19 protein-coding genes are annotated in these 21,532 nt (G+C 64.0%); 2 read left to right on the plus strand and 17 right to left on the minus strand.

Annotation, left to right across the window (positions count from 1 at the left end):
* Positions 1-349: 349 nt before the first annotated feature.
* Positions 350-1,768, minus strand: coding sequence for an ISNCY family transposase (locus tag M3I56_RS23230; RefSeq protein ID WP_254356003.1), 1,419 nt, complete (start codon positions 1,766-1,768; stop codon positions 350-352).
* Positions 1,769-1,967: 199 nt separating this feature from the next.
* Between M3I56_RS23230 and M3I56_RS23235 the strand changes: the two genes are divergently transcribed.
* On the plus strand, positions 1,968-2,408 hold the full coding sequence (locus M3I56_RS23235; RefSeq protein WP_028207296.1) for a hypothetical protein: 441 nt from the start codon (positions 1,968-1,970) through the stop codon (positions 2,406-2,408).
* Between the two features lie 173 nt (positions 2,409-2,581).
* On the opposite strand, the gene M3I56_RS23240 is transcribed toward M3I56_RS23235, so the two are convergent.
* From M3I56_RS23240 to M3I56_RS23255, 4 genes are all read right to left on the minus strand, one after another.
* Entirely contained in the window at positions 2,582-4,225 is a 1,644-nt protein-coding gene (locus M3I56_RS23240; RefSeq protein WP_254356004.1) for an ABC-F family ATP-binding cassette domain-containing protein, read from the minus strand.
* A gap of 163 nt (positions 4,226-4,388) precedes the next feature.
* A complete protein-coding gene (locus M3I56_RS23245) occupies positions 4,389-5,426 on the minus strand; it encodes a porin (protein WP_254356005.1) in 1,038 nt (345 codons plus the stop codon).
* A 139-nt stretch (positions 5,427-5,565) separates the two neighbouring features.
* Positions 5,566-8,097 (minus strand): glucose/quinate/shikimate family membrane-bound PQQ-dependent dehydrogenase, encoded by a 2,532-nt coding sequence (locus M3I56_RS23250; RefSeq protein WP_254356006.1) that lies wholly within the window; start codon positions 8,095-8,097, stop codon positions 5,566-5,568.
* 53 nt (positions 8,098-8,150) lie between these two features.
* A complete protein-coding gene (locus M3I56_RS23255; protein WP_266228091.1) occupies positions 8,151-9,254 on the minus strand; it encodes a porin in 1,104 nt (367 codons plus the stop codon).
* A gap of 296 nt (positions 9,255-9,550) precedes the next feature.
* On the opposite strand from M3I56_RS23255, the gene M3I56_RS23260 reads away from it, so the two are divergent.
* On the plus strand, positions 9,551-10,093 hold the full coding sequence (locus tag M3I56_RS23260) for an isochorismatase family protein (RefSeq protein WP_254356007.1): 543 nt from the start codon (positions 9,551-9,553) through the stop codon (positions 10,091-10,093).
* An 11-nt stretch (positions 10,094-10,104) separates the two neighbouring features.
* Here M3I56_RS23260 and M3I56_RS23265 read toward each other — a convergent pair whose 3' ends face one another.
* The 12 genes from M3I56_RS23265 to M3I56_RS23320 all read right to left on the minus strand — a co-directional run bounded on the left by M3I56_RS23265 (position 10,105) and on the right by M3I56_RS23320 (position 21,505).
* Entirely contained in the window at positions 10,105-10,839 is a 735-nt protein-coding gene (locus tag M3I56_RS23265; RefSeq protein ID WP_254356008.1) for a trimeric intracellular cation channel family protein, read from the minus strand.
* Entirely contained in the window at positions 10,836-12,104 is a 1,269-nt protein-coding gene (locus M3I56_RS23270) for a M20 family metallopeptidase (RefSeq protein ID WP_254356083.1), read from the minus strand. Before M3I56_RS23270 ends, M3I56_RS23265 begins: the two co-directional genes overlap by 4 nt.
* A 56-nt stretch (positions 12,105-12,160) precedes the next feature.
* Positions 12,161-12,589 (minus strand): MarR family winged helix-turn-helix transcriptional regulator, encoded by a 429-nt coding sequence (locus M3I56_RS23275; protein WP_254356009.1) that lies wholly within the window; start codon positions 12,587-12,589, stop codon positions 12,161-12,163.
* Positions 12,590-12,785: 196 nt separating this feature from the next.
* Positions 12,786-13,946, minus strand: coding sequence for a porin (locus M3I56_RS23280; protein ID WP_254356010.1), 1,161 nt, complete (start codon positions 13,944-13,946; stop codon positions 12,786-12,788).
* A 487-nt stretch (positions 13,947-14,433) separates the two neighbouring features.
* Positions 14,434-15,168, minus strand: a complete 735-nt coding sequence (locus M3I56_RS23285; protein WP_254356011.1) for an ABC transporter substrate-binding protein — start codon at positions 15,166-15,168, stop codon at positions 14,434-14,436.
* 85 nt (positions 15,169-15,253) lie between these two features.
* Positions 15,254-16,030 (minus strand): benzoate diol dehydrogenase BenD, encoded by a 777-nt coding sequence (benD, locus tag M3I56_RS23290; RefSeq protein ID WP_254356012.1) that lies wholly within the window; start codon positions 16,028-16,030, stop codon positions 15,254-15,256.
* Entirely contained in the window at positions 16,027-17,049 is a 1,023-nt protein-coding gene (gene benC / locus M3I56_RS23295; protein ID WP_254356013.1) for a benzoate 1,2-dioxygenase electron transfer component BenC, read from the minus strand. The genes benD and benC overlap by 4 nt, the downstream gene beginning before the upstream one ends.
* A 52-nt stretch (positions 17,050-17,101) precedes the next feature.
* The gene (gene benB, locus M3I56_RS23300; RefSeq protein WP_254356014.1) at positions 17,102-17,590 is read right to left on the minus strand and encodes a benzoate 1,2-dioxygenase small subunit; all 489 of its coding nucleotides are present in this window, start codon (positions 17,588-17,590) and stop codon (positions 17,102-17,104) included.
* Positions 17,587-18,957, minus strand: a complete 1,371-nt coding sequence (locus tag M3I56_RS23305; protein ID WP_254356015.1) for a Rieske 2Fe-2S domain-containing protein — start codon at positions 18,955-18,957, stop codon at positions 17,587-17,589. The genes benB and M3I56_RS23305 overlap by 4 nt, the downstream gene beginning before the upstream one ends.
* 114 nt (positions 18,958-19,071) lie before the next feature.
* Positions 19,072-20,007 carry a catechol 1,2-dioxygenase gene (catA, locus tag M3I56_RS23310; RefSeq protein ID WP_254356016.1) on the minus strand — a complete coding sequence of 312 codons (936 nt, stop codon included), beginning with the start codon at positions 20,005-20,007 and terminating at the stop codon, positions 19,072-19,074.
* A 41-nt stretch (positions 20,008-20,048) separates the two neighbouring features.
* Positions 20,049-20,339, minus strand: coding sequence for a muconolactone Delta-isomerase (gene catC, locus M3I56_RS23315; RefSeq protein ID WP_254317753.1), 291 nt, complete (start codon positions 20,337-20,339; stop codon positions 20,049-20,051).
* 29 nt (positions 20,340-20,368) lie between these two features.
* Entirely contained in the window at positions 20,369-21,505 is a 1,137-nt protein-coding gene (locus M3I56_RS23320) for a muconate/chloromuconate family cycloisomerase (RefSeq protein WP_254356017.1), read from the minus strand.
* Between the last annotated feature and the right edge of the window lie 27 nt (positions 21,506-21,532).

Raw genomic sequence — 21,532 nt, forward strand, 5'->3', positions numbered from 1 at the left:
GCGCGTTTGAGTACCTTGCTGCGGATTGCGCCGGTCTCGGTCTCGACGTAATGAATCTGGAAAACGCGCTTGGCCAGGTCGATGGCAATGGTCGTGGGTTCCATCTGATTCTCCTTGGCGGCTGGACTGCCGAACCAGCAATGTCGCATGTTCAGGACGCGAGACTGCGGCGCTGGACGGCCCATTAAGGCGGGAGGCGACCATTCCATCTATTTAGCGGAAACGCGACATTTGAACTTTGGACCTACATATAATGTCAAAGCCATTTTCAGATGTCGGGGTCCCGGCTAAATACAGATATCGGGGTTGAGGTTGGTTCTGGGTGTGGTTGTTTTGCAGTCCTTTATATCTATCTGGAGGGGGTTTTTAGCACCGAGCCTCCCGGGTTGCGGTGAGTCCCCATTACCGCCGCATTCAAGTCCTCGAGTGTCACTTCGCGCTGCTTCCTCGCGCCAGGCAATGGTTTCGGTTTGCGTACCGCGGCGCCGCGATTGGTGCGGGATGGCGAGCCTGATACGCGACGGTTATCGCGTTGCGCCTGCAGCGCCTGGGCGACGCGCAGCGCATGGCCGAGCCGCTTGTGCTCGATCACGGCACCCTGGTCGATTTCCGAGAGCTTGTCATAGGGGATACAGGGCAGTGCTGCACCGCCGGCCCGCAGCTCGATGCGACCGTCCGGATACTCCCATACCTCGATGTAGCGGCCGATCAGCCGGCGGGTTGCCGGCGTGTCCTTCAGCAGCCAGATCACGCGGTCGTTCAGCAGCGTGAGTGAATCCGACACCTTGCGCTGTACGCGCCAGGTCAAGATTGCGTCGAGATCCTCGTCCGCACGCAGCGACCGGTGTGCATCGAACCGGCTTCTGGGCGGCTTCGCGAAGCGGGCGTTGTAGGCCGCCATGAAGGCGGGTGCCCAGGCGTTCGCTTCGTCCAGCGTGCTGATGCCGCGCAGGCGCAGTTCCTTCACCAGGCGATCCTGCAGCGTCAGGTTGGCGCGCTCCACGCGGCCCTTGGCGGGGCTTGAGTTCGCGCAGAACGTGTCGATATTGAGCTCATACATCGCCCGGCCGAACTGGGTGACACCTTTGCCTGCGGTCTCGGCGCGGCGCTTCACGTAAAAGACGCTCGCCTTGTCGCTGTAGAACGCTACCGGTTTGCCGTGGCGCTCCAGATACGCGCGCGTGGCCTCGAAATAGCTGAACGTCGATTCAGTCTGCGTGAAATGCAGGTGCATCAGCCGGCTCGTCGCGTCGTCCACGTACACCAGCAGCGTGCAGGCCGGCGCCCGGTCCTCGAACCAGCGGTGGTCGCTGCCGTCGATCTGCACCAGCTCGCCGAAACATGCACGCCGTGCGCGCGGCTGGTAGACCTTCGGTGGACGCTGTTTGCGCGGCACCCACAGGCCGGCCTGGGTCATCAGTTGGCGCACCGTTTCCTTGCACAGCCGGATGCCGTGGCATTCGTCCAGCTTCTCGCGGGCCAGCGTCGGCCCGAAATCGGCGTAGCGCTCGCGGATGATCATCAGGGCGCGCAACGCCAGGCCTTCGTCGAGCTTGCGGTTACCTGGCAGACCGCGCCGGCCCGAGGCCACGCCAGACGGCCCGTGCTCCCGGTACCGGATCACCAGCCGTTCGATCTGACGTACTGTCAGACCCAGCCGTTCGGCGGCACGGCCGGGCTTGAGGCCCGTCTCAACGACGGCCTGTATAACCTTCAGTCTGTCCAGTTCGCGCATGCTCAAACTCACCAGCGTCGTGTCCGGCTTCATGGCAGGCCCCGCAGCGGTTGCAGCAGTCTGCCAGCTTGCCAGCGCTCAAAAACACGACATCTGTAAATAGCCAGAACACGACATTAAGACGTAGCCCCCACATATAAAACTTCGATAATTTATGTTATGTAAAATCAAATAACCCCACCCAGGCACACCTCCTGCGCCGCGAACCCATGCCGCCTCACAGGAGGAACCCATGACGTCCGCCCCCACATCCGGGCAACCCACCGGCGCAGGCTCGCATTCAGAGCCGACGCGCGCACAGCGCGTCGCAGCCTGGCTCGGTCTGTGCGCGGTACCGCTCATCTGGCTGCTACATCTGGCGCTCGGCGTCACGCTCGTTTCCACGGCCTGTGCCGACGCCGTCACGCAGGATCCGATGCCAGGCTGGCACGGCACGCAGTGGATCCTCGGCATCGCCTCGGTCTGCGCGCTCGTGCTCGCGCTCGCCATTACCTACGCCGCGGGCCGCGCCTGGCGCAAGATTGCCTACGTCGCTCACGAGAAGCGCGACGCGAGGCGGTTCATCGCGTGGTGCGGCGCGACCACTTCCGTGGCCTTCACCTTCGGTCTCGCTTTCTCGATCTGCATACTGATCGCGGTACCGATCGAGCGCCTCTGCACGGCGTTCGACTAGGCAACGCGATCTCCGCGCTGCAAACGCCATGTATCACGCCAACGCGCGGGCCAGCCCGAATGCGCCGCCATAGCGCGCGACGTCGAACGCTATCGCTGGTATCCCGTCGCGCAGGTGGCGGTCACGTATCGCTTCCAGGCGCGGATTAGAAAATCGATTCGTTATCCGATGGATCAAACAACGGGATCGCAGCGCCACCCGTCGCGGCTCCATTGCATCGTATGTGTCGGTGCCAGCGCGGCGACGAAATCGGCGTCGTGCGAGGCCACGATCAGCGCGCCCGGGAAGTCCGCTAGCGCCCCTTCGACCGCGCGCACGGATTCCAGGTCCAGATGGTTGGTTGGCTCGTCGAGCAGCAGCAACTGCGCCGGCGCGCCGCGCCAGAGCGCGCAGGCAAGCGTGGCCTTCAACCGCTCCCCGCCGCTCAGGTGGCGCGACGGCTGTGTCACGCGCGCGGCATCGAGTTGCAACAACGCTAGCCGGCTGCGCAGCCCCCCTCTTGCGAGCGGTGTGTCGAGCAACCCAAGCTGCTCGACGATCGAGCGGTCGGGATCGAGCTGCGCGAGCTTCTGGTCGAGGTACGCGCTGCGGACATGCGTCACGCTATGCCCCGCTTTGGGCGCGAGCTGTCCCGCGAGGAGGCGCAGCAGCGTCGACTTCCCGCATCCGTTCGGACCCGTCAGCGCCACGCGCACCGGGCCGCTGCACGACCAGCTGAGCGTGGCGGCGGGATCGTCGTGCGCGAGCCACGGCAGCCTCGCCTCTTCGAGCGTGAAGACCTGGCGGCGCGCGCTAACCTCTGCGCCCGGCAGCGCCACCAGCACGGGTGCGTCGGGCTCGACGCGCGCGGCAGCCTCGGTAACGCGCTCATCGAGCGCCGCCTTGTGCTCGCGTTGCTCGGCCCTTACCTGCCCCATCACATTGCGCGCACCGCTATTGATCCCCTCTTTCGCCATCGAAGATAGATTGGCCGTCTTCGCGTAACGGCATGTTCCGGCGGCATGTCGCTGGATCGTGTCGTGTTCGCGTTGAAGCCTGCGCGCGGCGCGCTCGCGTTCGGTACGCGCATGGCTGAGCACGCGCTTTGCCGCTTCGTGTTCCGCATCGCGCTGGGCGCGGTAGCTGGCGTAGTTGCCGCTATACGTTCGCAGTCCCCTGGGCGTGACCTCGACGATGCGTTGCATTTGCGCAAGCAGTGCACGGTCATGGCTCACGACGACGAGGCCGCCGCGCCATCCCGCCAGCGTGCCACGCAGCCACGCGCGGCCGACGGCGTCGAGGTGATTGGTCGGCTCGTCGAGCACGAGCAAGCCGGCGTCCGCCAGCAGCGCACCAATCAAGGTAACGCGCGCAAGTTCGCCGCCGCTGATCGTTTGCGCCAATGTGTCGGACTCCAGATGATCGAGTCCCGCCGCATCGAGCGCCGTACGCAGGCGCGCCGCGAGATCCCAGCGCTCGCCGATCACGTCGAAATCGCCGGTGTCGGCCACGCCGTTCGCTAGCCGCGCCAGAGCCGCGAGCGGCGCGTCGAGCCCCGCGACTTGCGCAACGGTCTGTTTGTCGTGCGAGGCGTCGAGGGGCTGCTGGGCCGCAAACGCAACCCTGACGTGCCGGTCGATCGAGCCGGACGTCGGCTCGATTCGCCCAGCGATCAGTTGCGCGAGCATGCTTTTGCCGACGCCGTTGCGCCCGACAATACCCGTGGGCACGCGATCGAGAACGAGGTCCAGCGAGTCGAATAGCGTGACGCCGCTATCGAACCGGTATGAAATGTGATGGAGTGCGACAAGCGTCGCGACTGGCGTGACTCGAGCCATAAGCTTCTCCCGAATGTATGAATCCACTCGCGCGGCGTGTATCACGCTGGCGCGAAAACATTTTTGGGGAAAAGCTTAGTTGTCCACTTTGGCTGGAGTCCGGTGTGCGGGGATGGAACGCGCATGATAACAACGAGAGATGCCTTGGCACAAGCCGTACGCTTTAAAAGCGGTCGATCATGCCAAACTGCACGCCGCGCACAGGCGCGCCCGGCCAGGACGGCGGCAGCCCGGTCACGTTCACGCCGCGCAGCGTGAAGGTCGCCTCAGCGCGATTGCGCAGCCACCCTGCGCTCGCGTAGAGCAGCACGCGCTTCGAAAGGTCGTATTCGCACGCGGCGCTGAACTGGTCGGCGTCGTTGCCGGCGCCCGAGAGATCGTGCACCCACGCGTAACCGAGCGAAGCGCGAAACTGCGAGGTGAGCGCATAGCGCGCCGAGACCGACACGCCGTTGTTGTGGTTACGCGGCGTGCCGCCATCGCCGTTGAAGTACGCGAGAAATCCGGTCACCGGTCCGAGCGCGTACGACATGCCGCCCAGATTGGCTCGCAGCGCGCCATCGCCGTTTTGCTGTTGATGCGCCCAGGAGATGCGAAACGCTCCGCGCCGCCACTCGACGGTTTCGATGTTGCCGGCCAGCCCGTTGCTGCCCGCGGACGGATCGCGCAGCGAGGCCATCAGCGTGGTCGAGAAACCGTAGATGTCGGGAGACAGATACGTGATCGCGTTGCTTTCGTAAGGCGTGATCTTCGAAAGATTGTTGAGGCCCGAGGCGATGGTGCCAGCGCCGAACGCGTCGAGCTGTCCCTTGAACGGAATATAGATCGGCGAGTATTGCCGCCCCACCCGTACCGTGCCCCACTGCGTGCCGAGGCCTATCCACGCCTGGCGGTTGAAGATCGTATTGGCTACGGCAAAGGTGCCGTCGTTGGAGCCGAAGCCGTTTTCCAGTTCGAACAATATCTTGATGCCGCCGCCGAGATCCTCCACGCCGCGCAGCCCGAAGCGCGAGCCGCGATACGCGCCCGAGTCCATGCGCGCGACCCAGCCCGCGCCCGGATTCGTCACCTCGATGCTCGTGTCGAGCGCCCCGTACAGCGTGACCGAGCTTTGCGCGCGTGCGCATATCGTGTGCAGCGTGGCGAAGGTTGCCGCAGACAACACCGCCCAGGCGCGCGCCGCGCGCAATGTTCGATTCATGAGGGAAATGCGGGTGAGGCGCACGAGCAGTGCGTCGCATGCTGCATGAGGGACGGCTTGCGCTGTGCTTCTCGCCTGCCGCCGCGTGAAAAGCCCGCAAGCCGCGGCCGCCCGGTGCTGCCGGGCGGTCGCGCATTGCTTATTGCTTCGGCAGCGCGTAGGCAATCACGTAGTCGCCGAGCTTCGTGCCGAACGAGCCGTGCCCGCCTGCCGCGATCACGACGAACTGGCGGCCATTCACCGCGTACGTCATCGGCGTGGCCTGACCGCCCGCGGGCAGCCGCGCTTGCCAGAGCCGGTTGCCGTTGTTCACGTCGAAGGCGCGGAGGTAGTTGTCCGCCGTCGCGCCGATGAAGATCACGCCGCCCGCGGTCACCATCGGGCCGCCCAGCATCGGCATGCCCGTGCGGAAGGCCACGGGAATCGGCGAGCTGTCACGCGTCGTGCCGATACGCTTTTTCCAGACGATCTGGTTGGTCTTCAGGTCGACGACGGAGATATAACCCCACGCCGGCTGCTTGCAGGGCAGCCCGATCGGCGACATGAACGGATTGAGCGTCACGCCGTAAGGCACGCCGTATTGCGGCTGGATGCCCGCCTCCGTGCCGCTGCCCTTCGCGCCCGGCTGCGGCTCGAGCGGATTGCCCGGCCCGCGCGGAATGAGTCGCGAGACGAACGGCAGCGCGATGGGGTTCGCCACGGCGATCTGCCGGTCCGTGTCGATGGCGAGACCGCCCCACTCGAACATGCCGAGGTTGCCCGGGAAAATGAGCGAGCCTTGCACCGAAGGCGGCGTGAACGTGCCTTCATAGCGCAGCTGGTGGAACATCACGCGGCAGATGAGCTGGTCGTACATCGTGGCGCCCCACATGTCGGCGTCGGTGAGATTCTTCGACGGCCGGAACGTGAGCGCCGAGAACGGCTGCGTGGCCGAGACGTGGTCGCCCGGCGCCGCGCCCTGCGGCACCGGCATTTCGGGCGCAGGCACGACGAGCTCGCCCGTGCGGCGGTCGAGCACGAACAGGTTGCCCGTCTTCGCAGGTGCGTACACCACCGGCACGGTCTTGCCGTCCTTGTCGGTGATGTCGGCGAGCGTGGGCTGCGAGGGCTGATCCATGTCCCACAGGTCGTGGTGCACCGTCTGGTAGAACCAGGCGAGCTTGCCGGTCGAGGCGTGCAGCGCGAGCAGGCCGGTTGCGTAACGCTCGAGGTCGGGCGTGCGGTCGCCCCCCCAGATATCCGGCGTCTTCACGCCCATCGGCAGATAAACGATGTCGAGTTTCGCATCGTAGGCGGCCGGCGCCCACGAGTTCGGCGAATTCCACACGTAGTGCTCGCCGGGGCCGGGAATCTTGTTCGGGTCCGCCGCGCCCGGATCGAACGCCCAAAGCAGTTCGCCCGTGCGCACGTCGAAGCCGCGAATCACGCCCGAGGGCTCGCGCGTCGAGAAGTTGTCTTCCACGGCGCCCGCCACGACGATCACCTTGTTCGTGACGATCGGCGGCGAGGTGGGCTCGTACATGCCCGGTGTCGTGACCGGCATGGCGTGCTGGAGGTCGAGGTCGCCGTTGTTGCCGAAGCCCGCGCAGCGCTCGCCCGTCAGCGCATCGAGTGCATAGAGATGGCCGTCGTTCACGGGCAGCAGGATGCGGCGCATGCAGGTGCCGTTCGCGGCGGCAGGTGTTGCTGCGGCCGCCGGTACGCTCGCGGGCGCGGCGGCTTCCGTTGCCGAAGCGGGATCACTGGCGGGCGCAGCCGCTTCGGTTCCCGAAGCCGCCGCGGCGTCCGATGCGCCCACGGGCGTCGTAGCCGTCGCTCCCAGCGCCGCCGCCGCGGCGTTCACGGACGCCGCCGAAAGATCCACGAACGACACGCCCCGGCAGGTCACGTGCTGGAACGAGGGATCGGCCTGAAGCTTAGGATCGAACTTCCATTTGAGCTCGCCGGTTTGCGCGTCGAGCGCGAACAGGATCTGGTGCGGCGAGCACAGGTAAAGCAGATCGCCGATCTTGATCGGCGTGACTTCGTTGGTGATCTCGACCGGATCGTTGGGGCCTTTCGTGTCGCCGGTGCGGAAGGTCCAGGCCACCTGGAGGTTATGCACGTTATCGGGCGTGATCTGCTGCAGCGGCGAATAGCGCGTGCCTTGCTGGTCGCGTCCATAAGCGGGCCACTCGGACGGCTCGATGCCGTCGACGTTCGGCGCGGGCGTGGCCCTCACCGCCGCGAGCGAGCCGTTGATCTGCTGCGGGTCGTTGAAATGCGCATACACGAGCACGCCGCCCCACACGAGCAGCCCGACCACGAGCGAGAGCACACCGAACTGGCGCGGGCGCTCCAGGTGCCAGCTCATGAGCACGAGCAGCCAGATGCCGAACACCACCAGCACGCCCGAGCGCGGCACGAGCGCCCAGAAGTCCGGCCCCGACTCCCAGAGGCCCCAGATCGCCGTACCGATCAGCACGATCGCATAGAGCACGAACGCCGAGGGGCTCGCACGCCACAGCAGCCACGCGAAGACGAGCAGCAGCACGCCCGTCACGACGTAGTACGGCGAGCCGCCGAGCGAAATGAGCCACGCGCCACCAGCCAGCAGATACACCGCCGTGAGCAAGGTGAACAGCACGGAGATGACTCCGATGAAGCCCAGCGGTTTCGATAGTCTGGCCATGATCTCAACCTTCCTCGAAGAATGTCGTCTGCGATGGCGGAAAAAGCGAGGCGTCAGAACACGTGCATCATCCCGACGTAGGCCCCCGTTTGCGATTGGCCGGCCATGGGGCTGGTCGGCGTGCTCGAGTCGCGCGGCGTCGCGAACACGGAGAACGTGCCGTTCTTGCTGTTGTCCACGTAGGCCACCGTGCCATACAGGAACGTGCGCGCACTGAGGTTGTACGTCGCGCCGAGCGCGTAGAGCATGGCGTGGCTCGCGGGGTCGTGCGAGGCGTCGCCGCCGCCCTCGCCTACGTGAATATAGAAACCCGCGGCGGTCACCGCCCACTTCGGCGTAGCCTGCCAGGTCGCGCCCAGCCAGTAGTGGTCGGCGGTATCGGAAATGCCGGGCGGCGAATCGGGTGCGGAGTAATGCGTGTACGCGGCCTGGATCTTGAACTTCTGCACGCGCAGGTTGCCGCCCACGAAGTATTCGCGCGAGGCCGTGAAGATGTTGGAAAAGCGCCCGCTCGAATCGCGCAGTTCGTCGTAGATGCCGCGCAGGTCGAAGAGCGGCGAGTGATACGAGAGCATGATGCCGTCCGAGCGGCCGAACTCGCCTTCGGCACCGGCGTTGAAGTTGCCTGGCTGGTTGCCGAACGAATACTGGCCCTGCACGTCGAGGCCGTTCCACACCGGGCTGTGATATTCGACGTTGTTGCTCGTTTGCTGCCAGTTGCGCCCACGCACGAGCGAGGCCGACGACACCGCCTGCTGCACGAACGGATCGAAAGCCCACACGCCGTCGCTGTCGATGAAGAGATTACGGCCGGCTTGCAGTTGCCCCCAGGTGTCGTTCTTCAAGCCCACATACGCGCGCCGCGACCAGAGCCGGCCGCCGCCCGTGGTGCCGTTCATGATCTGCACGGCGGTTTCGAGGTTGAAGATCGCGGCGCTGCCGCCGCCCAGGTCCTCAGTACCCTTGAGGCCGAACATGCTGGTGCCCCAGTCGCCGCCTTCGGCGCTCCAGCGGCTCGAACTGCCGCCGTTGCCGTTCGCGATGTGATTGAGGTATTCGATGCCGCCATCCACGCGGCCATACATCGTGACACTCGATTGTGCGCTCGCGGCCGAACTGGCGGCGAGCAGCACCACTGCGCCCAAAGTCGTTTTCACGTTGGCTCCCTCGTGGAGTCTTCTTTCCTGGTCCGGTCCATGCCGGGGCGGATAGCGTGGTTGAACGTGCGGACAAACCGGCGCGCCTGGTCTCATGCCGGCCACATCGCGCACTAAAAAGCATAGCGCGTGGTGAAAAAAACCGTATTTTGGCTGGACGGCGAACGACGTACAGTTGCATGCGCGCGACGGCGCCCGCGGCACCCAGCATATTGCGTGCCGCGCCGCACCATGCACGGTGCAGCGTGGGCGAAGGTCACGCGCTAGAATCAGCGCTTTGCCACGGACGTTTCGCCATGACCACCGCACTGCTCGTCATCGATTTTCAAAAGGAACTCATCGACACCGAACCGCTGCCCGGCGACATCGCCATGATCAGCGCCAACATCAACGCGCTGATGCAGCGCGCAAGGCATGCCGGCGCGCCGGTCGTGCTGATCCAGCATGAGGACGACACGGCGCTCGTTTGCGGGTCCGACGCGTGGGCGTTGTCGGCCACACTCGCGACGGAATTACGCGACCACCTCATCGGCAAGCGCACGCCCGATTCGTTTCTCGGCACCGGGCTGGCCGCCCTGCTCGCCGCGCATGCGGTGAAGCACGTGGTGATCTGCGGCTATGCGAGCGAATTCTGCGTGGACACGACGGTACGGCGCGCCGCCGCGAATGGCCTCACGGTCACGCTCGCTGCCGATGCCCATACCACGCACGACAAGCCGCACGCGAACGCAGCGTTGATCCGCGCGCACCACAATGCGACGCTTTCGAATATGCGCAGCTTCGGCCCGAAGATCAGTGCGGTGCGCACCGCCGAAATCGCATTCGATCCAGCGGCGTAAGGTGGCTGACGCTAGCGCGCGTCGTGCCGCGAATCCGCCTTGCCGGTGAGCTTCGCGGCGTCGCCGCCCTGCGCCGGCTGCGGCTGAGCGGCCCGCACCGTATGAAACACCGGCAAACGCCAGCCGAAGTAGAGCGAGGCGAGCCGCAACGCCACGCAGGAAATCACGGCCACCCAGGGCGTCCAGAACGTCGACCAGCCCGCATACGTGAGCCCCACCTGCACAGAGGCCCCAAGCAGCGCCGCCGAAGCATAGATCTCGCGATCGAGAATGGCGGGCACGCGCGAGAGCAGCACGTCGCGCAACACGCCGCCGCCCACCGCACTCACAATGCCAAGGATGATGGCGGGCTCCGCGCTCTGGCTATACGCAAGCGCCTTCTGCGCGCCCGCTACCGCAAAGAGCCCAAGACCGATCGCATCGAACAACAGCACGGGATGACGCAGCCGCCGCACCTGCGGATACGCGGCAATGGTCAGTCCCGTAGCCAGCAGCGTGACCGCGAGATAAGCCCAGTTCGCGAGCCCAACGGGCGGCACCGCGCCGATGCACAGATCGCGGATGATGCCGCCGCCGCACGCCACCATGAAGCTCACGACGACGATGCCGAACAGATCGAGCCGCCGCTGCCGCGCGGCCACGGCGCCGGAGATCGCGAAGGCGAACGTGCCGATCAGGTCGAGTGCCGTATAGGCCGTGTGGGCGTTGAGATGCGCGCCCACGTGCGCCCCGAGTGCCACGCTCACGCCGCCTCGCTTTCGCAGCCAAGCCACGCGGCGGCCGCGCACAGCATCGCTTCGAGGCCGGTGCGCAAGGTGGGGTCGAGCACCGGTGCGAACTTCGGCGAGTGGTTGCTCGGGATTTCGTTGAGCTTCTTCGCAGCCCTGGCTTGCGCGTAGACCCCGGGGTCGGTGCTACCCACGAACCAGAACGCGTACGGCACACCCCATTCGCGGCCGAACACGCTGAAGTCCTCGCTGGCGGCGGCCGGCTGCGTTTCGTAGGCGCGCGCGCCGAACCATGCTTCGAAAGCCTTGCGCAGGCGCGCCGTGGTGGCGTCGTCGTTCACCGTGCGCGGGTAGCTCGACAGCGTCGTGAATTCCGGCTCGCGCGGCGCATTCGAGGCTGCGCATTCGGCGCAACAGATGCGGCGGATCGCGCCCAGCATGTACTCGCGCACGTCGTCGTCGAAGGTGCGCATGTTGAGTTTGAGCGTGGCGTCGTCGGGGATGATGTTTTCCTTCGTGCCCGCTTGCAGCGAGCCCACCGTAAGCACGGCGGCCTCGCGCGGCGAGATTTCGCGCGAGACGATTGTCTGCAGGCGCAGCGTGGTGGAAGCCGCCATGATCACCGGGTCGATCGAGGTTTGCGGCTGCGAGCCGTGCGAACCGCGGCCGAACAGCTTCACCTTCAGGCTGTCGCCGGCCGAGAGGATCGTGCCGCTGCGATAGCCCACGGTGCCTGCCGGGCCCACCATCACGTGCTGGCCGAGGATCACGTCGGGCTTCGGAAAGCGCTCGATCATGCCGTCGTCCATCATGCTGCGCGCGCCACGTCCCACTTCCTCGCCTGGCTGGAACACGGCAAGCAGCGTGCCGCTCCACGCGTCGCGATGCGCCGCCATCAACTGCGCCACGCCAAGGAGCCATGTCACGTGCAGGTCATGCCCGCACGAGTGTGCCACGCCCACCTGCACGCCCTCCTCGTCTTTCGCGGTCACGGTGCTCGCATACGGCAGACCGGTGGCCTCGGCCATGGGCAGCGCATCCATGTCGGCGCGCAGCATCACGACCGGGCCCTCGCCGTTGCGCAGCAGGGCCACGACGCCCGTCACGCCCACTTCGCGGGAGACTTCGTAACCGAGCTTTTCCATGCGCTGAGCCGCGAGCGCCGCCGTGCGGAACTCCTGCATCGAGAGTTCAGGATGCTGGTGCAGATCCTTGTAGAGCGCTTCGAGTTCGGGCAGCAGCGCGCCAATGGCGGGCGCCACAGTTTCGACCAGATTCGGCATGGAAGACTCCTTCATGCGTATTTCATTGTGCAATGTGCGGCGTGCGCGCCGCGATCTCAAACACCGTCGATCAGGCTCTGCGCAAGCTTGGCGAGCAACTGATCGAGCGTCTTGCGCTCGTGATCGGTGAGCACGGCAGCGAGTTCGGCTTCGAGCTTCGAGCCGGCTTTTTCCGAGGCATTCGCCACTTTCGTGCCCTCGGGCGTGACGCGCAGCACGACGCTGCGCCGGTCCTGCGCATGCGTGCCCCGGCCAATCAGGCCACGCGATTCGAGTTCGCCGAGCGTTTTGGAAAGCAGCGTTTTTTCGATGAGCGCGCGCTGCGATACAGCCTTGGGCGTGATGCCCGGCTCGGCGCGGATGATGCGCAGCACGCGCATGGCACGCACGTCGAGATCCCAGCGCTCGCGGTAGACCGCGTTGGCGCGATCCATCAGCAGCGCGCTCGTTTGATCGAGCCTGAAGGTGAGGAAATCCGAATACAAATGCGTGCTCCCATCCGTATGCTAGCCGGACGGCAGTATAGTCAAATAGTTGAAAATTTCAACTATCTCGCTCAGGGGGAACAAAGCGGGCGCAGATATGACAACGCGGCGGGCCCCCATTCGAGAGGAAGCGCGCCGCGCAGAGGGAAACGTCCGGCGGGGACAGATGCCCCGCCGAAGTCATCGCTGAATCGACTTAGAACGCGTGACGCATGCCCACCGTCACAGCGACCTGCGTATCGGTCGACGAAGGCGAAAGCGTATTGATCATGGCGTGCGAAAGCACGGAGCCTTGCGGTGCGCCGTGCACGTTCTGGTACACGCCTTCGAGGTAAAAATCGGTGCGCTTGCTGACGGCGTAATCCGTCTGCAGCATTGCCGTGTTCCAGCCCGGGTTCGTGCCGTTGTAGGCGCCGTGCGTGTACGTGTACGCACCCGAAACGCTCCACGCCGGCGTGAGCGCATATTTCACGTTCGCTTCGAAGTTGTCGAGGCGCAGGGAACCGGCGAGCGAGCCGGCGGAGTCGTCGTTCGAGCCGAGATAAGTGCCCGTGCCGAACGAGTACACGCCTGCGGCGTTGTCGATCTGCGTATGGCTCCAGACGAGACCCACCGTGGCCGGCCCGTACGTGTAGTTGCCGCCGAGCGACCAGACACGCTGACGCTCCGCCAGGAAGTTCGCGCTCGTGTCGCTGGTGGTGACTGCGCCGCTGCTGTTGCCCGCGTTGTTGAACTGCAGGTAGCCGGCCGCGAGGTTCAGCGGGCCCTGGGTGTACGAAACAGCGAAGCCGTACGAGCGGTTGTTCGCGAAGTCGCCGGCCTTGTTGCTGAACGAGTACATTGTCTCGAACGTCACGCCGTACAACGTCGGGCTCGCGTACTTGACAGAGTTGTTGACGACCACCGAGTTCGCCGCGAGGTTGTCGTTCTCGAACGGGTGCGCCGCGAGGTTGCCGCCCCACGTGTTGGATCCGGCCGTAAGCGGGCCCACGAGGTCGTTCATCACGTCGAACTGGCGGCCGAACGTCAGCGTACCGTACGGATCGCTTTGCAGGCCCACCCACGCTTGCGAACCAAAGCCGAGACCCGAGAACGCCTGCGCGCCGTTGTTGAGCAGGAAGCCTTGTTCGAGCTTGAAGATTGCATGCAGACCGCCGCCCAGATCTTCCGAACCCTTGAGGCCGAACACCGTGTTTTGCGTGGAGCTGCTGTTCAGCTGCCAGTTGCTATGGCCGAACTGGTTGTTCGTGTAGACGAGACCGGTATCGATCAGGCCGTAAAGGGTCACGCTGCTTTGCGCGTGCGCCGAAATAGCAAAGGCGCTCAGGAGTGCTGCGGCGAGTAGCGATTTTTTCATGTTTTCAAGCTCCGGATTGGGCGGTGGGTCAATGCATCGAATTCAGGCAGCCGGCACCTTCGACGTGCAATCTCATACGCGTCCATTCCATTTCGGTGCAGACTCAAAAGCAAAAAGCTATCCGCCGACGATTATTGCAAATTACGCAATTCATCGGTGTTGAAAATGCAATGGCAAAACGGGAATCGTGCGGTGAGTGCGGCGCGAATCGAACACCCGCATCATAGGGTGTCGAAAATAAAAATGGTGTTGAAATTCAGATTGCGTGGCGTCAATGGCACAAGCGCACCCGGCAACGCTCGACGCGCGTCGAGGAATGTGCGGGCATGAATATCGGCGGACAAATTACATAATGCTTTCGAGGTGGTGCATTAAAACCGGCGAGAAAGACCGATTATCTACATTGAGAATCCATGAGGCAATTGGCCCTCGGAGCGTGTTGATTGTTCTTTTAATGCGCTCTCTTTTTTTGCCTGACATGATTCGTTTAAGCAGCCGGCACAACCGATGCGCCCGCTATTGCGTGGCGCTCCAATGCCTCTGCGACGAATCCCGATGCCTTCATCGTTTCGACGAACGCGCCAAGCGCTGCGGCGGCCTGGGGACCACGGCGCTTCGCGACACCCATGGCCTGGCGAATCACCATGAAGCGCTCGTCGAGCAGGCGCAAGCCGCCAGCCTTCGCGGCGTCGGCTTCGATTTGCTGCTTCACGCCCGCGGCCACTTCGAGCCCTTGTTCGAGGAAGGTTTGCACGACCGTAGGCGAAGTCGGTGCGCGCACGATTTGCGCCTGCTTCAATTCGCGCGTGAGAAAGAGATCGTACGCACTGCCTTTTCCGACGGCCACGCGGTTATGCGGTTGGTCGACGTCGGCATTGGTGCGCACCGCAGAATCGTTGCGAACCAGATAGAAACCTTCGATCAACACGTAAGGTGCGGTGAACGCGATCGTCTCGCCTCGCTTCGGATCGACGGCAAAGAAGCCGAAGTCCGCGCGTTCGTCGCTCACGGCTTCGACGGACTTGCCTGCTGCGTCGAATACGACAAGTTCGAGCGGCACGTCCAGATGCTGCGCGAAAGCACGAGCGAGATCGACGGAAACGCCGAACGGTTCGCCCGACGCCGCATCGCGATTCGCGAGTATCGGATTGCCGAGGTTGATGGAGGCGCGCAACGTGCCCGTGGGCGCGAAGGCTTTGACGACTGCGGGATCGAAGTTCATGGAGAGCGCGGGACGAAAATCAGGGTCTTTCGAGCATAACACCCCGCCCGCCTGTGCGCGCCCGCCGCCCCCATGTGTTCGTCGCTCAGCCCGTGTCCCCGCCGGCGACCGGCAAGATCGAGCCGGTGATATAGCTCGCCTCGTCGGAAGCGAGAAACAGAATAGGCGCGACCTGTTCGTCGAGGCTGCCGTAGCGCTTGAAGAAGGTCGATTCGGTGACCTGGCGCACCGCCTCGCCCATCCAGGCCTTTTCCTGCTCGCTGTCACCCGCGGCATTGCGTGGAATGCGGCGCGGCGGCGCTTCGGTGCCGCCCGGCGCCGTGGCGACCACGCGGATATTGTGCTCCGCGTATTCCATGGCCAGCGATTGCGTCATCGCATTCACACCGCCCTTCGCTGCCGAATAGGGCACACGGCGAATGCCGCGCGTGGCGTTCGACGAAACGTTGACGATGGTTCCACGCCCGCGCTCGAGCAAATGCGGCAGCACCGCATGGCACGTATACAGCGTGGGCATAAGCGAGCGGCGGATTTCCGCATCGATCTGCGCTGGCTCGAATTCCGCGTACGGCCGCATGCGGATGGCACCGCCCACGCCGTTGATGAGAATGTCGATGCCGCCAAATTTCTGCGCGGCGAACTCCATTGCCGCTTGCGCGCCTTCATACGTTTCGAGGTCGGCGACGAATCCCGCCGTTTGCGCGCCCTGCGCCTCGGCTGCGACTTCGGCGACGAAATCCGCACGATCGACGAATACCACCTTGCCGCCTTCGGCCGCCGCCCGCAGCGCCACGCCGCGGCCAATTCCCTGCGCCGCCCCGGTGACGACGACGACCTTGCCTGCGAATCGTTGCATGATCATGCCGCCTTCGGAACTACGTTGGGGGTGAACTTCTCGTAGTGGAAGCTGCTGGGCTTCACGCCTTCGTCGTCGAAATACTTGCGCACGGCGTCCACCATCGGCGGCGGCCCGCACAGATACACGTCGACGTCGCCATCGTTCAGGGCGTCGGCGGGAATATGCTGCGTGACCCAGCCTTTACGCGGATGATTCGAATCCGTGTCGGCGATCACGGTGGCGAAGCTGAAGTTCGGCAGCTTCGCCGCGTAGGCTTCGATGGCTTCGACCAGCACCAGATCGAGGTCGCGCGTCACACCGTAAATCAGGTGCACCTGCTGCTGCGCGTTGGTGCGCGCGAGCACTTCCAGCATCGAGAGGAACGGCGCCAGACCCGTGCCGCCCGCGAGGAACAGCAACGGCCGCTGCACGTCGCGCAGATAGAAGCTGCCGAGCGGCCCCGTCAATTCGAGCTTCGTACCCGCTTGCGCGGCTTCGAGCCACGAGCTCATCACGCCGCCCGGAATCTTCTTGATCAGGAAGCTGATTTTCGATTCGCCCGGCGCGCAAGAAAAGGAATACGAACGATGCTGGCCACTGCCCGGCACGTCGATGTTGACGTACTGGCCCGGCAGGAACACCGGACCCGCTGCGTCGACGTCCAGCTCGAGCACGACCGCGGCATCGTTGTGCTGCTCGATCTTCGCCACCGTGGCCGCAAACTTGCTCTGCCCTGTCTTGCAGACCGTGGACGACGCGGGAATCGCGATTACGCAATCGCTTTCCGGCACCATCTGGCAGGTTAGCACGAGACCGCTGTCCTTTTCGTCGTCGGTCAGCGCGTCCTCGATATAGTCTTCGCCCAGGTCGTAGCTGCCGCTTTCTGCGCGGCACTTGCAGGTGCCGCATACGCCGTCTGAGCAATCCATCGGCAGGTTGATGCGCGCGCGAAAGGCCGCGTCGAGGACCTTCTCACCCGCCTTGCATTCGATGAAGCGCGTGACGCCGTCTTCGAAGTTGAGTGCAATCTTGTAGCTGGACATGGTGTCTCCTTCTATCCCATGTTGAAACTGAAGCTCGATATCAAACGTGATTTCACACGTGATAAACGTCGAGCACCTGCCGGATGTAGTCGTTCTTCAGCACGATCTTTTTGCAGGCAATCAGGAAGCCGTCGCCAGCTCGGCGCATGGTGACGAACATCGTGCCGAAGAAATGATCCGTGGCCCGGTAGCGATGGTTGAGCGTGTGGAAGTTGTAGCGCACCTCCACTTCATCGCCGCGGTCCGCCAGCACTTCCACGTTCGTGACGTTGTGGCTCGTGCGCGGCTCCGGCATCGATGCGCCGCTGCGTTCGGTCTTGATGCGAAACACGCGGTCTTCGAGGCCGCCGCGATCCGGGTAGTACATCAGCGAGATCTGCGATTCGTGGTCGTCGGTGAGCTGGTCATCGTCGTCCCACGCGGGCATCCAGTACGTGACGTCTTCTGCGTAGCAGGCGAGCCATTCTTCCCACTGGCGATCGTCGAGCAGACGCGCTTCGCGGTACAGCGCGGCGCAGATTTTGTGGTAATCGTTGCTCATGCCTGCGCTCCCGCTTGTTCGTGATTCAGTTCCCGCTTGAGGGCGTCGCGCATGGCGTGCACCCAGTACTCGTGCTGAACCACGAACAACCCTTCGTCTTCGCTGCGTTCGCCGGAAATGACCGGCTTGAGGCCCATCTTCTTCGCGTTGTCGTCCGCACCTTCGACCCACAGCGGCGCGCCGCGCGAGAGATCGTTCCACATCGCCGTGGTGCCGGCGTAACCCGCCTGGCAGGCGCGGAACTCTTCCAGGTCGTCGGCGGTACCCATGCCCGTGACGTTGAAGAAGTCCTCGTACTGGCGAATACGCGTCGCACGATCTTCCGCGCTCTCGCCCTTCGGCCCGAAGCAGAAAATATTCACCTCGGTCTTGTCCACGCTGATCGGGCGCACCACGCGAATCTGCGTGCTGAACTGGTCCATCAGGAACACGTTCGGGTAGAGGCACAGGTTTCTCGTCTGATTGACGATGAAATCGGCCTGCACTTCACCCACGCGCGCCTTGATTTCGTCGCGATGCTTGTAGACCGGCCGCACCTCCGGGTTCATCGTGTTGGTCCACAGCAGGATGTGGCCGTGGTCGAAGCCGTAGACACCCGCCACCGACTTGCTCCAGCTATTGGCGTCCACGGCCTGGGTGCCGTCTTCCTTGCGACGCCCCATGGTTGCGGCGTAATTCCAGTGGACGGTGCTGACGTGGTAGCCGTCGCAGCCGTTCTCCATCTGCATCTTCCAGTTGCCGTCGTAGACATACGAGGAGTTGCCGCGCAACACTTCGAGGCCGTTCGGCGACTGGTCGACGATCTGGTCGATGATGATTTTCGCTTCGCCGAGGTAGTCTTCCAGCGGCTGCACGTCGGCATCGAGGCTGCCGAACAGAAAGCCCCGATAGTTCTCGAAGCGCGCGACCTTCTTCAGGTCATGCGAGCCCTGCTTGTTGAATTGCACGGGATACTCGGTAGTCTTTTCATCCTTCACTTTGAGCAGCTTGCCGGTGTTGGAGAACGTCCAGCCGTGGAACGGACAGGTGAAGCTGCCCTTGTTGCCGTGCTTGCGCCGGCACAGCATGGCGCCTTTGTGCGCACAGGCGTTGATCACGGCGTTCAGCGTGCCGGTCTTGTCGCGCGTGATGACTACCGGCTGACGACCCAGCCACGTAGTGTAGTAGTCGTTGTTTTCGGGAATCTGGCTTTCGTGCGCGAGGTAGACCCAGTTCTTCTCGAAGATGTATTTCATCTCCAGTTCGAACAGGTCGACATTGGTGAAGATGTCGCGGCGGCAACGGAACACACCGTTTTGCCTGTCGTCCTGCACGGCGGTGGACAGCAGGTGATCCAGGTCACTGGCTTTGTCGATGATGGCTGACATATTAGCTCTCCTATGCATACTCCGCACGCGGTACGGAATTCCTGCATCGGTGTCGAATGATGATCGCGGTGAAACGGGGGGCGGCGGCAACATGCCGCCGCCATGCTGGGGCGGTTACGCCGTGGCTGCGGCGCGCGGGCGGTGAACGAGCTGGTTGTCCTTACCCTGGACCAGCGGCGTGAGCGTGAAGTTGAACTCGATGTCCTTGTACGTATCGGCTTTCAGGCCGAGCGCGGTGCCACCGGTCTTTTCCGCCACGTGCGGAATCAGCTCTTCGCGCGTTGCGTAGGCGAAGTCGTCCCAGATCAGCGGGTCGCCCTCGATATTGAACTGCGTGGTGAGCTTGCGGCTGTTATCAGCCGTGACGAAGAAGTGCACGTGCGCCGGGCGGTTGCCGTGGCGGCCAAGGCCGTCCAGCAGCCGCTGGGTCGAGCCCTGCGGCGGGCAGCCGTAGCCCACCGGCATGAGCGTGCGGAATTCGTACTTGCCGTCCGCGCCGGTCTTGACCGCGCCGCGCAGGTTGAAGTCGTCCTGTGCGCCGGTCGGGTCGAAGTGCGAATAGAAGCCCTTCGAATTGGCGTGCCAGCATTCGACCACGGCGCCGGCGAGCGGCTTGCCGTCGAGTCCGGTGACCGTGCCGTGGATGACGAGCGGGCCCGCATCGGCGTCGCCGTTGAGGTCGATGCGCGAAACGCTCTCGCGCACCGGTGCGCCTGCAACGTAAAGCGGCCCTTCGATCGTGCGCGGCGTGCCGCCTTCGAGACCCACCGCCTTGTCGGCGGCGTCCATGCGGATGTCGAGGTACTTCTCGAGACCGAGACCGGCAGCGAGCAGCGCCGCTTCGCCGTCCTGGCCGAGCTTGTTCAGATAGTTCACGCCCGCCCAGACTTCATCGGGCGTGATGTCGAGATCGTCGATGGCCTTGAACAGGTCGCCCAGCAGTCGATAAACGATCTGCTGGAAACGCGCGTCGCCGCTACCGCCGTTCAGATTCGCAGCGGCCTTCAGCAGGTCCTGCACTTCCTTCGTGTCGAATACTTTTGCACTCATCTTTGTCTCCTGGTGCTTGCTGGTATTGAGGGGGAATCAGCTCAAGCGTCGTTGTCCCTGACCGAGGACGGGTGGCGACACAACGGCGTGACCGTTATCTTCATGTACGGAAAAAGCGGCAACGCGGTGAGAATGTCGTGCAGCTCTGCATTGCTCTCGACATCGAAGATGCTGTAGTTCGCGTACTCGCCCACCAGTCGCCAGATATGGCGCCACTTGCCGCTGCGCTGCAGCTCCTGCGAGTACTCCTTTTCGCGCGCCTTGATTTCGTTGGCGACATTGGCCGGCATGTCGGCCGGGATGTTCACATCCATGCGTACGTGGAAAAGCATCGTCAAATTCCGTTTATCAGGTGTCCGGATTACTTCGTGACTTTCATCAGGCCGTCGCGAGTGAAGCGCTTGACCTTCGCTTCGTCCAGCTCGATGCCGAGGCCCGGGCCATTCGGCACCGTCAGCTCGAAGTCGCTGTAATCGAGCGGCTTCGTCAAAATCTCTTCGGTGATCAGCAAGGGGCCAAACAGTTCGGTGCCCCACTGCAGGTTGGCGAAGCTTGCGAACAGGTGCGCCGACGCGACCGTGCTGAACGCGCCTTCGAGCATCGTGCCGCCATACAGCTCGATACCCGCGGCGTCCGCAATCGTCGCCACGCGCTGCGCCGCGAACAGTCCGCCGCTTTGCTCGATCTTGATGGCGAATACGTCCGCGCCCTCGTTCTTTGCGATCTCGAATGCGCTTTCCGGTCCCTGCAGGATTTCATCGGCCATCAACGCCACCGGGAACCGGCGCATGAGGCGCGCCAGCGCCGCGGGCGAAGCCACCGGCTGTTCGACCAGCTCGCAGCCGGCTTCCGCCAGTGCGGGAATCGCCCATGCCGCCTGCGTCTCGCTCCAGGCCATGTTGACGTCCACGCGCACGGCGGCACGGTCGCCCATCGCCTTCTTGATGTCGGCTACGTGCTTGATATCGGTCTTGAAGTCTTTCGCGCCAATCTTCAGCTTGAAGATCTTGTGGCGGCGCACTTCGAGCATGGTCTCGGCTTCGGCGATGTCCTTGGCGGTCTCGCCCGAAGCCAGCGTCCATGCCACCGGCAGGCGCTCGCGGCGGCGGCCGCCCAGCAGTTCGCTCACCGGCACGCAGAGGCGCTTGCCCTGTGCATCGAGCAGCGCGGTTTCCAGCGCGCACTTGGCGAAGTGATTGACCTTCACGAGCTTGCCCAGGTGCGCCATGAGCGCCTGGATACGCGTGGCGTCCTGGCCGATCATCGCCGGGGCGAAGTAGGCGTCGATCGCCAGCTTCATCGCTTCCGGGCTTTCGGGACCGTAGGCCATGCCGGCAATCGTCGTACCTTCGCCGACGCCGGTTACGCCGTCGCTGCAATACACCTTCACCAGCATCAGGGTTTGCCCGTACATCGTGGCGACGGATAGCTTGTGAGGGCGAATCGTCGGCAGATCGACGAGGCGGGTTTCGATACGTTCGATCGTGGCGGAAGTCATGTCGAAGGCTGCGTAAGTGAAGAAGGT

This window comes from Paraburkholderia sp. CNPSo 3281 (assembly GCF_024206515.1).
GTDB lineage: Bacteria > Pseudomonadota > Gammaproteobacteria > Burkholderiales > Burkholderiaceae > Paraburkholderia > Paraburkholderia nodosa.

Excerpts from the sequence above, each read along its gene's own strand:
- M3I56_RS23245 (WP_254356005.1), bottom strand. The coding sequence starts at position 5,426 with ATGAATCGAACATTGCGCGCGGCGCGCGCCTGGGCGGTGTTGTCTGCG.
- M3I56_RS23240 (WP_254356004.1), bottom strand. The coding sequence starts at position 4,225 with ATGGCTCGAGTCACGCCAGTCGCGACGCTTGTCGCACTCCATCACATT.
- catA (WP_254356016.1), bottom strand. The coding sequence starts at position 20,007 with ATGAGTGCAAAAGTATTCGACACGAAGGAAGTGCAGGACCTGCTGAAG.
- M3I56_RS23320 (WP_254356017.1), bottom strand. The coding sequence starts at position 21,505 with ATGACTTCCGCCACGATCGAACGTATCGAAACCCGCCTCGTCGATCTG.
- M3I56_RS23230 (WP_254356003.1), bottom strand. The coding sequence starts at position 1,768 with ATGAAGCCGGACACGACGCTGGTGAGTTTGAGCATGCGCGAACTGGAC.
- M3I56_RS23280 (WP_254356010.1), bottom strand. The coding sequence starts at position 13,946 with ATGAAAAAATCGCTACTCGCCGCAGCACTCCTGAGCGCCTTTGCTATT.
- benB (WP_254356014.1), bottom strand. The coding sequence starts at position 17,590 with ATGAGCAACGATTACCACAAAATCTGCGCCGCGCTGTACCGCGAAGCG.
- M3I56_RS23250 (WP_254356006.1), bottom strand. The coding sequence starts at position 8,097 with ATGGCCAGACTATCGAAACCGCTGGGCTTCATCGGAGTCATCTCCGTG.
- M3I56_RS23305 (WP_254356015.1), bottom strand. The coding sequence starts at position 18,957 with ATGTCAGCCATCATCGACAAAGCCAGTGACCTGGATCACCTGCTGTCC.
- M3I56_RS23235 (WP_028207296.1), top strand. The coding sequence starts at position 1,968 with ATGACGTCCGCCCCCACATCCGGGCAACCCACCGGCGCAGGCTCGCAT.
- M3I56_RS23260 (WP_254356007.1), top strand. The coding sequence starts at position 9,551 with ATGACCACCGCACTGCTCGTCATCGATTTTCAAAAGGAACTCATCGAC.
- M3I56_RS23270 (WP_254356083.1), bottom strand. The coding sequence starts at position 12,104 with ATGCCGAATCTGGTCGAAACTGTGGCGCCCGCCATTGGCGCGCTGCTG.
- benD (WP_254356012.1), bottom strand. The coding sequence starts at position 16,030 with ATGATCATGCAACGATTCGCAGGCAAGGTCGTCGTCGTCACCGGGGCG.
- M3I56_RS23285 (WP_254356011.1), bottom strand. The coding sequence starts at position 15,168 with ATGAACTTCGATCCCGCAGTCGTCAAAGCCTTCGCGCCCACGGGCACG.
- benC (WP_254356013.1), bottom strand. The coding sequence starts at position 17,049 with ATGTCCAGCTACAAGATTGCACTCAACTTCGAAGACGGCGTCACGCGC.
- catC (WP_254317753.1), bottom strand. The coding sequence starts at position 20,339 with ATGCTTTTCCACGTACGCATGGATGTGAACATCCCGGCCGACATGCCG.